Source organism: Xenorhabdus eapokensis (assembly GCF_001908105.1).
Genome location: NZ_MKGQ01000013.1, coordinates 34130 through 46404 on the forward strand (window position 1 = coordinate 34130; position 12275 = coordinate 46404).

At 42.1% G+C, this 12275-nt stretch carries 14 protein-coding genes; 12 read left to right on the forward strand and 2 right to left on the reverse strand.

The window, feature by feature from the left end:
- Positions 1-791: 791 nt before the first annotated feature.
- On the forward strand, positions 792-1685 hold the full coding sequence (locus Xedl_RS10745; RefSeq protein WP_074023740.1) for a LysR family transcriptional regulator: 894 nt from the start codon (positions 792-794) through the stop codon (positions 1683-1685).
- 286 nt (positions 1686-1971) lie between these two features.
- On the opposite strand, the gene Xedl_RS10750 is transcribed toward Xedl_RS10745, so the two are convergent.
- On the reverse strand, positions 1972-3927 hold the full coding sequence (locus Xedl_RS10750; protein ID WP_074023695.1) for an ABC transporter ATP-binding protein: 1956 nt from the start codon (positions 3925-3927) through the stop codon (positions 1972-1974).
- Positions 3928-4176: 249 nt separating this feature from the next.
- Between Xedl_RS10750 and Xedl_RS10755 the strand changes: the two genes are divergently transcribed.
- Together Xedl_RS10755 and slyD are read left to right on the forward strand one after the other, a co-directional pair.
- The gene (locus tag Xedl_RS10755) at positions 4177-4380 is read left to right on the forward strand and encodes a YheV family putative zinc ribbon protein (RefSeq protein WP_074020827.1); all 204 of its coding nucleotides are present in this window, start codon (positions 4177-4179) and stop codon (positions 4378-4380) included.
- Positions 4381-4525: 145 nt separating this feature from the next.
- Complete coding sequence (slyD, locus tag Xedl_RS10760) at positions 4526-5071, forward strand: peptidylprolyl isomerase (protein WP_074023696.1); 546 nt, start codon at positions 4526-4528, stop codon at positions 5069-5071.
- Between the two features lie 125 nt (positions 5072-5196).
- On the opposite strand, the gene Xedl_RS10765 is transcribed toward slyD, so the two are convergent.
- Entirely contained in the window at positions 5197-5415 is a 219-nt protein-coding gene (locus Xedl_RS10765; protein ID WP_074020829.1) for a SlyX family protein, read from the reverse strand.
- 245 nt (positions 5416-5660) lie between these two features.
- Between Xedl_RS10765 and fkpA the strand changes: the two genes are divergently transcribed.
- The 9 genes from fkpA to Xedl_RS10810 form a co-directional block, all read left to right on the forward strand.
- A complete protein-coding gene (fkpA, locus tag Xedl_RS10770) occupies positions 5661-6425 on the forward strand; it encodes an FKBP-type peptidyl-prolyl cis-trans isomerase (RefSeq protein ID WP_074023697.1) in 765 nt (254 codons plus the stop codon).
- A gap of 474 nt (positions 6426-6899) precedes the next feature.
- Entirely contained in the window at positions 6900-7637 is a 738-nt protein-coding gene (locus Xedl_RS10775) for a helix-turn-helix transcriptional regulator (protein WP_074023698.1), read from the forward strand.
- Positions 7637-8032 carry a sulfurtransferase complex subunit TusD gene (tusD, locus tag Xedl_RS10780; protein WP_074023699.1) on the forward strand — a complete coding sequence of 132 codons (396 nt, stop codon included), beginning with the start codon at positions 7637-7639 and terminating at the stop codon, positions 8030-8032. The genes Xedl_RS10775 and tusD overlap by 1 nt, the downstream gene beginning before the upstream one ends.
- Before the next feature lie 34 nt (positions 8033-8066).
- Complete coding sequence (tusC, locus tag Xedl_RS10785; RefSeq protein ID WP_074023700.1) at positions 8067-8426, forward strand: sulfurtransferase complex subunit TusC; 360 nt, start codon at positions 8067-8069, stop codon at positions 8424-8426.
- A gap of 19 nt (positions 8427-8445) precedes the next feature.
- Positions 8446-8733, forward strand: a complete 288-nt coding sequence (gene tusB / locus Xedl_RS10790) for a sulfurtransferase complex subunit TusB (RefSeq protein WP_074023701.1) — start codon at positions 8446-8448, stop codon at positions 8731-8733.
- Between the two features lie 226 nt (positions 8734-8959).
- On the forward strand, positions 8960-9334 hold the full coding sequence (gene rpsL / locus Xedl_RS10795; protein ID WP_010848548.1) for a 30S ribosomal protein S12: 375 nt from the start codon (positions 8960-8962) through the stop codon (positions 9332-9334).
- Between the two features lie 98 nt (positions 9335-9432).
- Positions 9433-9903 carry a 30S ribosomal protein S7 gene (gene rpsG, locus Xedl_RS10800; protein WP_047770766.1) on the forward strand — a complete coding sequence of 157 codons (471 nt, stop codon included), beginning with the start codon at positions 9433-9435 and terminating at the stop codon, positions 9901-9903.
- Between the two features lie 93 nt (positions 9904-9996).
- Positions 9997-12105, forward strand: a complete 2109-nt coding sequence (fusA, locus tag Xedl_RS10805) for an elongation factor G (protein ID WP_074023702.1) — start codon at positions 9997-9999, stop codon at positions 12103-12105.
- Positions 12106-12175: 70 nt separating this feature from the next.
- Positions 12176-12275, forward strand: a 100-nt coding sequence (locus Xedl_RS10810; protein WP_234369306.1) for a GTP-binding protein, incomplete at its 3' end; no start/stop codon positions are given.

Below are 12275 nucleotides of genomic sequence, written 5' to 3' on the forward strand. Positions count from 1 at the left end.
ACAGAATATTCTGATATAAAAAACATCAAGAGCTTGTTAAGAATAGGTGTATCTTATCATTAGTAACACACGATAAAGCCTGCTATTGTCATATTGCTGTTTTTTTGATATCACGTTTATGAGCGGTGTTTTTTACTCGTTTTATGATGGTTTCTATCATTATTGTTGTATTTAATATAGCACCTTAAATTAATCTCCTTATTAACACGCAATAAGAGTAAATATTAAAATGACCAGAAAAGCAAAACAGGGATGAGTTATTAGTAATATAATGAATATAAACTATATGCTGTTTGTTACATTATACGAGCAAACCAGACATATATACTTTTCTTTATATTGATCAATGAGATTATTCACACAATAATTTCGTAGAATGATGTTTTTGTCTTTCATGATCTTTGGTGTTTTCTTTATTAAATTATCAATAAGTTAAATTTATGAAACTGTGGCGTGGTGTTCATTATCTTTATCCAGCGTGGCTTTAAACTTAAAAACATTAATAACATTGTAGTTTAAAAAATGAAACAGCATGTTAAATAATATTAGCAACAAGGAGTGGTGCTTATTTTGTCAAAATAATTAGTTACTTTTGAAATTGTCTTTGAATGAAATTAGTGTGTAATAATAATAAATTTTTTGCGAATTTTTCCCTTATTAACTAACATTTTATTAGTTAACATTTTGACCATTTGACCTGATAAAACCTTTGGCAAAACACTAAGTTAAAATGCTATCACCATGAATCTGTAATGTTTTGTAGTTATTTAACAATCATTGGGCTAAAGAACATGGATATACGCAATCTTGAAGCTTTTATCATTTTGGCTGAAACTCTTAATTATCATAAGGCTTCTAAAAGGCTCTATCTTTCCCAGCCCGCCTTGACGAAGAAAATCCACGGGCTGGAAGATATTCTTGGTGCGTCACTATTTACAAGAGGACCAAGTGGAACAAGGTTGACAGATTTTGGGCAGAAGACATTGGAAAATGCCCGAAAGTTTTTAACTCACTATGAACACTTCAAAAGTCAGGTTCATTTTGATTCAAAAGAGGATAAGGTCAGGCATTTATATGTTGGCTCTTGTTTTCCTATCCACAATTATTCTCAAATAGAGAAGCAGATTGTGGAAAAGAAAGAGAATGTTGTGCTGTCATTGGTGACGGGGCTGTCAGTTGAACAGCAAATAAATTTACTGAATGCGGGGATGCTACATATTGCAGTGATGCCACTATCATCTATTAATGCTCAATTAGAGTCCAAAAAGGTATTTACCGAAAAATTGGTCTATATCTTTAAGAAGGGCAGTTATTTGGTATCTAAATTTAGAACAGTCTTAAATAAGTTTGAAAATGGGATTATTCCGACAAATTCATCAGAAAAAGAAGAGGTGGTTGAGTTAACAGATTATTTTAATGTTTTTCCTATTTATACGGGTAATAATATGAATTTGCTATTAAAAACAAATGATATCATGTTGATAATAAAGATGATTATAAAAAATAGTGCCTATACATGTGTACCTAAACGCATTATTAGTGCTATTCCTGAGTACTATATGAATTCTTTAGAAGTTGTTGAAACGGGTAAAAAAATTGATCTTGGTGTGGTATGGGCAAAATCCATGGATGAGGCTTTGATTGAGGATGCTGAAAACTTCTCTACCTTAGTTGCTAATGTATAACTCAGTGATTATTGTTTGTTTTATGTAGGATGTTTTCATTTGGTCTCTTATGATAATCAAATTTGAGGATAACTTGTAAAAATTTTCTCAGTAAGGCGTGCAAAATGAGAATGAGCACCTTAAACATTTTTCAATTATAAATAATCTTCTGCGTATATAGATGGATTTATTATTTTTTACGGCGAGTATTTTAGTTGTTTACAAGCAATGATGGGATAAGGGAAGAGGGGATAATCGGGTATTGAATGATAAGACCGATTATCCCCACACGCTTACACCTAAAAGATTAACTGATTCCTTGACTCGCGTTAAATACGGCTGTCACTTGTTCAAGCTGTTCCTGGATATCTAACCATTCCATTTCGGTATCTTCCAGTTTAGATTTTGTTTGCGTTTGTTGATGCAGACATTCCGTTAGCTCGGTTTTACGCTCAGTATCGTAAAGTGTGTTGTCTGACAGCTTTTCTTCTAATTCCAGCAACGCCGTACCCAGTTTTTCCATCTGTTTTTCAAGGGCTGTAAGCTGTTTGCGCAATGGCTGCGTTTGGTTACGGAATTCAGCTTCACGCCGTTTTTGATCTTTACGCTCTTGAGCACTGTAATTTTGAGTATTATTTGCTGAAGATTCGCTCTCTGATTTTTCTTTTTCCTGGCTATCCCGCATTTGTTGGCGTTGTAGTTCAGTTAACCATTGCTGGTAATCTTCTAAATCGCCTTTAAAAAGTTCTACTTTGCCATCATGCACCAGATAAAGCTCATCTGTTGTAGAGCGCAGTAAGTGCCTGTCATGCGAGACGACGACCAGAGCGCCTTCGAAATCAATAAGTGCTTCAGTCAATGCCTGTCTCATGTCGAGATCAAGATGGTTGGTCGGTTCGTCAAGCAGAAGGAGGTTAGGACGCTGCCAGACAATTAGCGCCAGTACCAAACGGGCTTTTTCACCACCGGAAAAACGTCCGCTTGGATCGGTCACTTGATCGCCTTTGAAGCCAAACCCTCCCAGATAATCCCGAAGCTGTTGCTCCGTCTCTTGGGGAGCGATTCGGGCTAAATGTTGTAATGGAGATTCATCTGCCCGCAGGTATTCTAATTGGTGCTGTGCGAAGTAACCCAGCTTAATGCCTTTCGATAAGGCAATTTCTCCTTGCTGAGGTGCAAGCTCGCCTGCCAGCAATTTGATCAACGTGGATTTACCCGCACCATTGCGACCTAGCAGGCCGATCCGTGAACCCGGCACCAGATTTAATTTAATCGAGTTCAATACCGTTTTTTCACCATAGCCAGCACTGACTTTATCCATGTTTAAGAGTGGATTTGGCAGATTATCCGGCTGGCGGAAACTGAAATGGAAAGGGTTATCAACATGAGCAGGAGCGATAAGCTCCATGCGTTCCAGCATTTTGATGCGGCTTTGTGCCTGTTTTGCTTTAGAGGCTTTGGCGCGGAAGCGGTCAATATAGCTCTGCAAATGTGCCACTTTTTCCTGTTGGCTTTGGTATAGCGCCTGTTGCTGGGCAAATTTGGCCGCACGTTGCCGTTCGAAGGAAGAGTAGTTGCCGGTATATTCGTACAGATCCTGCTGCTCAATATGCAGAATTTTATCAATGATTGGATCGAGAAAATCGCGATCGTGGGAAATGAGGATCAGGGTGCCGGTATAACTTTTTAACCATTTTTCCAGCCAGATAACCGCGTCCAGATCAAGGTGGTTGGTCGGCTCGTCGAGTAATAGCAGATCAGAGCGGCAGATCAGTGCTTGTGCCAGGTTGAGGCGCATACGCCAACCACCAGAGAATGAACGTACAGGTTGTTCTAGCTGAGTCTGGGAAAAACCTAATCCATGCAGCAGACTAGCGGCTCTGGCGCGAATTGTCCATGCCTGAATAGTATCAAGCAAGCCATGAAGATGGGCGATGGCGTGACCGTCATTTTGTTCATTGGCTATTTTGAGTTTTTGTTCCAGTTGCCGGAATTCGCGGTCACCATCAATAACATATTCTAGGGCTGATGTTTCCAGGGCTGGAGTTTCCTGATTAACCCAGGCCAGTGCCCAATTATTGGGAAATGTGACAGAACCACTTTCAGCCTGAAGTTCATCTTTCAGTAATGAAAGCAGGGTAGATTTACCACAGCCATTTTTGCCAACTAATCCTACTTTTTGTCCAGGATTGATGGTTGCGTTGGCGTTATCCAGCAGGACGCGAATACCACGACGGATTTGCAGTGAAGAGAAAACAATCATAGATGTCGTCTATATATAATGTGTTAAGTTAATTAATAGTTAGATTTATATATCCTTCATCTTTCAAGTTGCTGCTATGTTGACTGTGTTCCCCATACCAATCGTATATTGATATGCATAGTGATCGTTGATGCGTATAGTGATCGATGTGCCGCAATTTGAAATCTATTGGGTATATGTGTTCAATTTTAAGTGCTTGGTGTGCATGGTAGCGGAAAATAAGTGTTCTGACACGTCTTAGGGGGAATTATGTCAATTAGTCGTAAGCGTTTTATTGCGGGAGCGGTTTGCCCAAAATGCCAATCACAGGATACGTTGGCAATGTGGCAGGAAAATAAGGTTGATGTAGTTGAGTGTGTCCATTGTGGCCACATACAGAGGCAGACGGATGAAGCTGTTACCTCCCATATCAGAGAGCAGGAACAGGTCATTGGGATCTTTACACCGCAGTAATTCAATACACGTACAACGAATTGTGGATAAATTTTACTATTTGTCTAGGTACAGCAACGTAGAATTCCGTTACAATTAACCGCATTTTTTGGATAGTAAAAAATTTTCCTTCACGGGTTTTTCCCTAGGGTATGTAGGAGTTGTCATGAAAGTAGCAAAAGACTTGGTGGTCAGCCTGGCTTATCAAGTAAGAACAGAAGATGGTGTTTTAGTTGATGAGTCCTCGGTGAGTGCACCGTTAGATTATCTGCATGGCCGTGGTTCTTTAATCAGCGGATTAGAGAAAGCACTGGAAGGCCGTGAGGCGGGTGAACGTTTTGATGTTAGCGTAGAAGCAGCAGATGCATACGGTCAGTATGATGATAATCTGGTTCAGCGTGCACCAAAAGATGTGTTTGTTGGCGTTGATGATCTTCAAGTTGGTATGCGTTTCCTGGCTGACACAGATCAGGGTCCTATTCCAGTAGAAATCACTGAGATAGAAGGTGATGAAGTGGTTGTTGATGCTAACCACATGCTGGCTGGCCAGAATCTGAAATTCAATGTTGAAATTGTAGCGATCCGTGAAGCGACCGAAGAAGAATTGGCTCATGGTCATGTACACGGTCAGGGTGGCTGTGGTGATCACGATCATGATCACGGCGATCATGATCATGGCGATCATGGATGCTGCGGTGGTAGCTGCCACTAAAACTGACTCAGGACTCACTGAAAATCGTTAGTCACCTGAAACATCAGTAAGCAGAAGAGGGAAGCACATTAGCGCTTCTCTTTTTTGTCTAAGCCTTCCTTGGCATAGATTGCTCCAGACAAATATCAGTAATGGGGGGGAGGTGTTTCTTCAGAAAGTGGTGCAATGATAGATGTCTGGTGAGTTTGCAGACGTTCAGCTATTAATTTTAGTTGTTCTTTCAATTTGTCAGTTTCGATTTGTTGCTTTATCACTTCCTGATTCAATTCTTCAATGGTAGCTTCTTGATAAGCCAGCTTGGTTTCTAGTTGCTCAAATCTTTGCTCAAATTTAGATAATTCCATTATCTTTCCTCCTGCCTCTGAATCAATTAATGTAAATAACGAAGCGATTACTTGGTCAAGATGACATTATAATGCTCATATATCCAGTGAAATAGGATATTACGAAATCTCTTTGCGTTAATGTTGTCTCAACGATTTTTATTGCAAGGTCTAGCAAATATTGTCATTGGTTTCCTTAGGCGGTTATAGTAGATATCATGACCTATGCTGATGGTAACCCCACCCAAACTTTATTGGAGAATAGGATGAAATCATTGTTTAAAATAACTCTGTTGGCAACAACTCTAGCGGTGGCATTTAGCGTTCCTCAAGCTTTGGCCACTAACACTGAAACCAAAGACGAAGTAAAACTAAATAGTGCTTTTAAAACAGCAGAACAGCAAAATTCTTATGCTCTGGGTGCTTCTCTGGGGAGCTACATGGCCAACTCACTGCAAGAGCAGAAAACGCTTGGGATCAATATAGAAAAAGAACAGTTATTGGCTGGTGTTGAAGATGCGTTAAATAATAAAGCTAAACTGAGTGAGAAAGAGGTTCAGGAAACCCTGACGACTTTTGAATCTAAAGTGAAAAGTGCAGCCTTAGCCAAGGCAGAAAAAGAAGCCAGTGAAAATGGCGAAAAAGGTGCCAAATATCGTAAAGAGTTTGCTAAACAAGCGGGCGTAGTGGAAACTAAAACAGGGCTGCTTTATAAAATTGAAAAAGAAGGCACGGGTAACGCACCTAAAGAAACCGATACTGTGGTTGTTAACTACAAAGGTTCTTTGATCGATGGTCAGGTTTTTGACAGTTCTTATGACCGTAAAGAGCCGCTGACAATTCGTTTGGATAGCGTTATTCCTGGCTGGAGAGAAGGTATACAGCATGTGAAGAAAGGTGGAAAAATCACATTAGTTATTCCTCCTAAGCTGGCTTATGATCAGGCAAATTTACCTAAAATTCCAGCTAACTCCACTTTAGTTTTCAATGTTGAATTGTTGGATATTAAGCCTGCTGCCAAGGCAAAATAATTCCTTTAATTAAAGGACATTAGCAGGGGCTTAAGGCTCCTGCTTTATCAGATATTTCTTCCACCTTTCGATTTGCTGCTGATATTTACCTCTATTTGATTAGTAATAAGCATGAATAAAGAATAATAAATTTATTTGCTTATTATTTCCTGCGATATTAAATGAGATATTGCTTTTCGTATTTTAGGTGGATTCAGCATAAAGCTGTGATAGAACCCCGCGCTATACTCAGCAAGAGCTTGACGGCAGTTCAATGTGGTTTTAACGTCACTATTCTGAATAGTCCGAATAGAATATAGAACAAACATTTTAACTGTTTGTTTTTAGAACTTATCACATAAGGCTATTTAATTTGTTTGTAACAACAGGTGTTTACCAAAGTAGATGCTGAGTTGCAGTAATGTGATTTTATAATAAATCTTGCCCTGATGTTTTTGGTAAGGCAAAGTCAGAATTTGAAGGATGGTGTATTACATGTCTACCCCGCTATTAACCGGTGATAATATCTCTAGTGATAACAGTGATATTGATTTAATGGGAAATCAATCGTTTAGTGAAACTGATCACGAAATTTTAAAATCTTACGAAGCTGCTGTTGATGGCCTGGCTATGTTGATTGGTGGGCATTGTGAAATAGTTCTTCATTCACTGGAAGATCTTAAATGTTCAGCCGTCAGAATAGCTAATGGCGAGCATACAGGGCGTAAAATTGGCTCTCCGATTACCGATCTGGCGTTGAGAATGCTGCATGATATTACGGATGAAGACTGTAGCGTTTCTAAGGCATATTTCACGCGGGCAAAAAGTGGCTCGTTAATGAAATCTATCACGATTGCTATCCGCAATCGCCAGCGTCGAGTCATCGGGCTTTTGTGTATCAATATGAACCTCGATGTGCCTTTCTCTGAAATTATTCAGACCTTTATCCCGGAAAAAACGCATGAAGTTGCTTCAAACGTCAATTTTGCCTCTTCTGTGGATGATCTGGTGGCACAAACTCTGGAATTCACTATTGAAGAAGTGAATGCTGATCGTAATGTTTCCAATAATGCGAAAAACCGACAGGTCGTGCTGAACCTTTATGAGAAAGGTATTTTTGATATTAAAGATGCCATTAATCAGGTCGCTGATCGTTTGAATATTTCCAAGCATACGGTATATCTCTATATTCGCCAGTTTAAAAATGGTGAATTTACTGGTTCGGAGAAGTAATGTCGCCACTGTCTTATTGTTTGCTGGTCACTGGGCCAGCTTACGGTACTCAACAAGCCAGCAGCGCTTACCAATTTGCTCAGGCGTTGATCGCCTCAGGCCATAAACTGCATAGCGTGTTTTTTTATCGCGAAGGTGTCCAAAACGGCAATCAGTTGGTTGCTCCTGCTAATGATGAATTTGATTTGGTCAGAGCCTGGCAAGTATTGGCCGTCCAACATCAATTCGATCTGTTTATCTGCGTTGCAGCGGCATTGCGGCGTGGTGTCGTGGATGAACAGCAAGCCCGTGAATTGAATCTTCCTGCCGCTAATTTAGCCGAAGGGTTTGAACTTAGTGGGTTGGGATCGTTAGCAGAAGCCATGATGCGATGTGATCGTGTCATACAATTTTAACGCTGTTTAGGTTTGGGAATTTTCGTGGGTATCGATGAAAAAAATTGCCTTTGTTTTTACTGAAGCGCCTCACGGCTCTTCTGCCGGTAGGGAAGGGCTGGATGCACTGCTTGCGACGTCGGCATTGACTGAGCAGATCGGTGTATTCTTTATTTCTGATGGCGTATTTCAATTATTGGCCAATCAGCAGCCGGATAAAATCCTGGCTCGTGACTATATCTCAACTTTTAAGATCTTACCGCTTTATGACATTGATAAATGTTATGTTTGTCTGGATGATCTAGTCATTCGAGGAGGCAGCCCAGCAAACAATTTTGTGCTGGAAGCTGAATTTCTTTCTGCTGCCGCCATCCGAGAATTGTTGGCGGGTTATGATCTTGTGTTGAAATTTTAATCTATTTCAGGCGGGTAACATGTTATATACTGTCAGTCGCTCACCTTATCATAATGACTTCGATGCAATGCTTGGCCTTGTATCTGATACAGATGATGTTCTATTGATGCAGAATGGTGTGTTATTGGGTATTAATGATAACCGTTATTTGGTTGAGTTGCTCCATACAGGGGCTGGCATCTATGTTTTGAAGGAAGATCTTGATGCACGGGGGCTGATTGAACAGATTTCAGACCGTGTAAGGGTGATTGATTACAATGGCTTTGTTAGCTTAACGGTGAAACATCAGCAAAATTTTGCCTGGTAGAGGTGATTGGTAGATCTGAATGGCATTTTTCAGCAATTTTACCAGTTCAGCGCTTTATCAGCAGCACTTTATCGATGCGGTACTTTACCGATATAGAAAAACTGTATATTTCTTGACACCTCGTTAAGTCAGCAATAAAATTCCGCGTCCTCTTGTTTTGTCATAATGGCAGAGAGAGGGTAAAATCCGTGTTTACGAAGCAAAAAAACCAGGAGCTTTTTTAATAATGGCAACTATTAATCAGCTGGTTCGCAAATCTCGTAGCTCGAAAGTTGTGAAAAGCAACGTTCCTGCTCTGGAAGCTTGCCCGCAAAAACGTGGCGTATGTACTCGTGTATATACCACCACTCCTAAAAAACCAAACTCCGCACTGCGTAAAGTATGCCGTGTGCGTTTGACTAACGGTTACGAAGTTTCTTCCTACATCGGTGGTGAAGGCCACAACTTGCAGGAACACTCCGTTATCCTGATCCGTGGCGGTCGTGTTAAAGACTTGCCAGGTGTGCGTTACCACACTGTTCGCGGCGCTCTGGACTGTGCCGGTGTTAAAGACCGTAAACAAGGTCGTTCTAAGTACGGTGTGAAGAAGCCAAAGGCTTAATGGTTCTCCGTTAAGTAAGGCCAAACATTTTTCACATTAATGTCAAAATAAACTCGTAGAGTTTTGGACAACCCTGAAATTCGAAACGGAGTATTTCCATGCCACGTCGTCGTGTAATTGGTCAACGTAAAATTCTGCCAGATCCAAAATTCGGATCTGAACTGCTGGCTAAATTTGTAAATATCCTGATGGTAGACGGTAAGAAGTCTGTCGCAGAAGCAATTGTATATGGTGCGCTTGAGACCCTGGCTCAGCGTTCTGGTAAAGATCATCTGGAAGCATTCGAGCTGGCACTGGATAACGTGCGCCCGACTGTAGAAGTTAAGTCCCGCCGTGTTGGTGGTTCTACTTATCAGGTTCCAGTTGAAGTTCGTCCGGTTCGTCGTAATGCTCTGGCAATGCGTTGGATCGTTGAAGCTGCTCGTAAACGCGGTGATAAGTCCATGGCTCTGCGCCTGGCAAATGAATTATCTGATGCGGCTGAAAATAAAGGCGCTGCTGTGAAGAAACGTGAAGACGTTCACCGTATGGCAGAAGCTAACAAGGCGTTCGCACACTACCGTTGGTAATCCCTTATTGGGTATTCCATCGGCAGTGAATATGTTCTGGGTAGCTGTCCAGCTACCCGTTCTCTAAATTGAACGCCCACGAGAGAGGAAAAAATGGCTCGTAAAACCCCTATAACTCGTTACCGTAATATCGGTATCAGTGCGCACATTGACGCGGGTAAAACCACTACCACCGAACGTATTCTGTTCTACACTGGTGTAAGCCATAAGATCGGTGAAGTTCATGATGGCGCTGCTACTATGGACTGGATGGAGCAGGAGCAAGAACGTGGTATTACCATCACGTCTGCTGCGACTACCGCATTTTGGTCTGGTATGGCTAAACAGTATGAGCCACACCGTATCAACATCATCGACACCCCAGGCCACGTTGACTTCACTATCGAAGTAGAACGTTCCATGCGTGTTCTTGACGGTGCAGTAATGGTTTACTGTGCAGTTGGTGGTGTCCAGCCTCAGTCTGAAACTGTATGGCGTCAGGCGAACAAATATAGCGTTCCACGTATCGCGTTTGTTAACAAAATGGACCGTATGGGAGCGAACTTCCTGCGCGTTGTTGAGCAGATCAAAACTCGTCTGGCTGCTAACCCTGTTCCTCTGCAATTGGCAATCGGTGCAGAAGATACTTTCACCGGCGTTATTGATTTGCTGAAAATGAAAGCAATCAACTGGAACGACGAAGATCAGGGTATTACCTTCGAATACGAAGATATTCCGGCTGACATGCTTGAGCAGGCTGAGGAATGGCATCAGAACCTGATTGAATCCGCAGCAGAAGCATCAGAAGAGCTGATGGATAAATACCTGGGCGGTGAAGAGCTGACTGAAGAAGAAATCAAGGCAGCTCTGCGTAAGCGTGTTTTGGCTAACGAAATTATCCTGGTTACCTGTGGTTCTGCATTTAAGAACAAAGGTGTTCAGGCAATGCTGGATGCAGTTGTCGAATATCTGCCAGCCCCAACTGATGTTGAATCCATCAAAGGTATGCTGCCAGACGGTAAAGATACTCCGGCTGAGCGCCACTCCAGCGATGATGAACCATTCTCAGCACTGGCGTTCAAAATTGCGACTGACCCATTCGTGGGTAACCTGACTTTCTTCCGCGTTTACTCTGGTATTGTTAACTCTGGCGATACCGTACTGAACCCGGTGAAAGACAAAAAAGAACGTTTTGGCCGTATCGTTCAGATGCACGCTAACAAACGTGAAGAAATCAAAGAAGTCCGTGCAGGCGATATCGCTGCTGCTATCGGTCTGAAAGATGTAACCACCGGTGATACTCTCTGTGACCTGAACGCGCCAATCATTCTGGAGCGCATGGAATTCCCAGAGCCAGTTATCTCTGTTGCGATCGAGCCAAAAACGAAAGCTGACCAAGAAAAAATGGGTATCGCTTTAGGTCGTCTGGCTCAGGAAGACCCATCTTTCCGCGTGAGCAGTGATGAAGAGTCTGGTCAGACCATCATCGCAGGTATGGGTGAGCTGCACCTCGACGTTCTGGTTGACCGTATGCGTCGTGAATTCAACGTTGAAGCGAACGTAGGTAAACCTCAGGTTGCTTACCGTGAAACCATCCGTGCTTCTGTTGAGCAGGAAGGTAAACACGCTAAACAATCCGGTGGTCGCGGTCAGTACGGTCACGTTTGGCTACGTATCGAGCCTCTGGAAGCAGGTGGTGCTGGTTACGAGTTCGCGAACGAAATCGTTGGTGGTGTTGTTCCTAAAGAATACATCCCAGGCGTTGACAAAGGCGTTCAGGAACAGCTTAAGAGCGGTGTTCTGGCTGGTTATCCAATCGTTGACGTTAAAGTTGCCCTGTTCGATGGTTCTTACCATGACGTTGACTCCTCAGAAATCGCCTTTAAAATTGCTGCATCCATGGCATTTAAAGAAGGCTTCATGAAGGCGAAACCAGTACTGCTGGAACCTATCATGAAAGTCGAAGTGGAAACACCAGAAGACTACATGGGTGACGTCATCGGTGACCTGAACCGTCGCCGTGGTATGATCGATGGTATGGATGATATAGCTACGGGCAAAATTGTTCGTGCTCAAGTACCATTGTCTGAAATGTTTGGTTATGCTACTGACCTGCGTTCTCAGACCCAAGGTCGTGCTTCTTACTCCATGGAGTTCTTGAAGTACAACGAAGCGCCTAGCAACGTCGCTCAGGCTATTATCGAAGCTCGTAAATCTAGATAAGTTTTCGAGTTTACTATCTTTTTAGCTCCCTCATCTCTGTGACGGGGGAGCAGTATTAAGGAATAGAGTCGTGTCTAAAGAAAAGTTTGAACGTTCAAAACCGCACGTTAACGTTGGTACTATCGGCCACGTTGACCACGGTAAAACTACCCTGACTGCTGCAATCACTA

What these genes read in the sequence shown, in the direction of transcription:
- fusA (WP_074023702.1), top strand. Translation starts at nt 9,997, where the DNA reads ATGGCTCGTAAAACCCCTATAACTCGTTACCGTAATATCGGTATCAGT.
- tusD (WP_074023699.1), top strand. Translation starts at nt 7,637, where the DNA reads ATGTCGCCACTGTCTTATTGTTTGCTGGTCACTGGGCCAGCTTACGGT.
- Xedl_RS10765 (WP_074020829.1), bottom strand. Translation starts at nt 5,415, where the DNA reads ATGGAATTATCTAAATTTGAGCAAAGATTTGAGCAACTAGAAACCAAG.
- Xedl_RS10775 (WP_074023698.1), top strand. Translation starts at nt 6,900, where the DNA reads ATGTCTACCCCGCTATTAACCGGTGATAATATCTCTAGTGATAACAGT.
- rpsL (WP_010848548.1), top strand. Translation starts at nt 8,960, where the DNA reads ATGGCAACTATTAATCAGCTGGTTCGCAAATCTCGTAGCTCGAAAGTT.
- Xedl_RS10750 (WP_074023695.1), bottom strand. Translation starts at nt 3,927, where the DNA reads ATGATTGTTTTCTCTTCACTGCAAATCCGTCGTGGTATTCGCGTCCTG.
- tusB (WP_074023701.1), top strand. Translation starts at nt 8,446, where the DNA reads ATGTTATATACTGTCAGTCGCTCACCTTATCATAATGACTTCGATGCA.
- slyD (WP_074023696.1), top strand. Translation starts at nt 4,526, where the DNA reads ATGAAAGTAGCAAAAGACTTGGTGGTCAGCCTGGCTTATCAAGTAAGA.
- fkpA (WP_074023697.1), top strand. Translation starts at nt 5,661, where the DNA reads ATGAAATCATTGTTTAAAATAACTCTGTTGGCAACAACTCTAGCGGTG.
- Xedl_RS10755 (WP_074020827.1), top strand. Translation starts at nt 4,177, where the DNA reads ATGTCAATTAGTCGTAAGCGTTTTATTGCGGGAGCGGTTTGCCCAAAA.
- Xedl_RS10745 (WP_074023740.1), top strand. Translation starts at nt 792, where the DNA reads ATGGATATACGCAATCTTGAAGCTTTTATCATTTTGGCTGAAACTCTT.
- rpsG (WP_047770766.1), top strand. Translation starts at nt 9,433, where the DNA reads ATGCCACGTCGTCGTGTAATTGGTCAACGTAAAATTCTGCCAGATCCA.
- tusC (WP_074023700.1), top strand. Translation starts at nt 8,067, where the DNA reads ATGAAAAAAATTGCCTTTGTTTTTACTGAAGCGCCTCACGGCTCTTCT.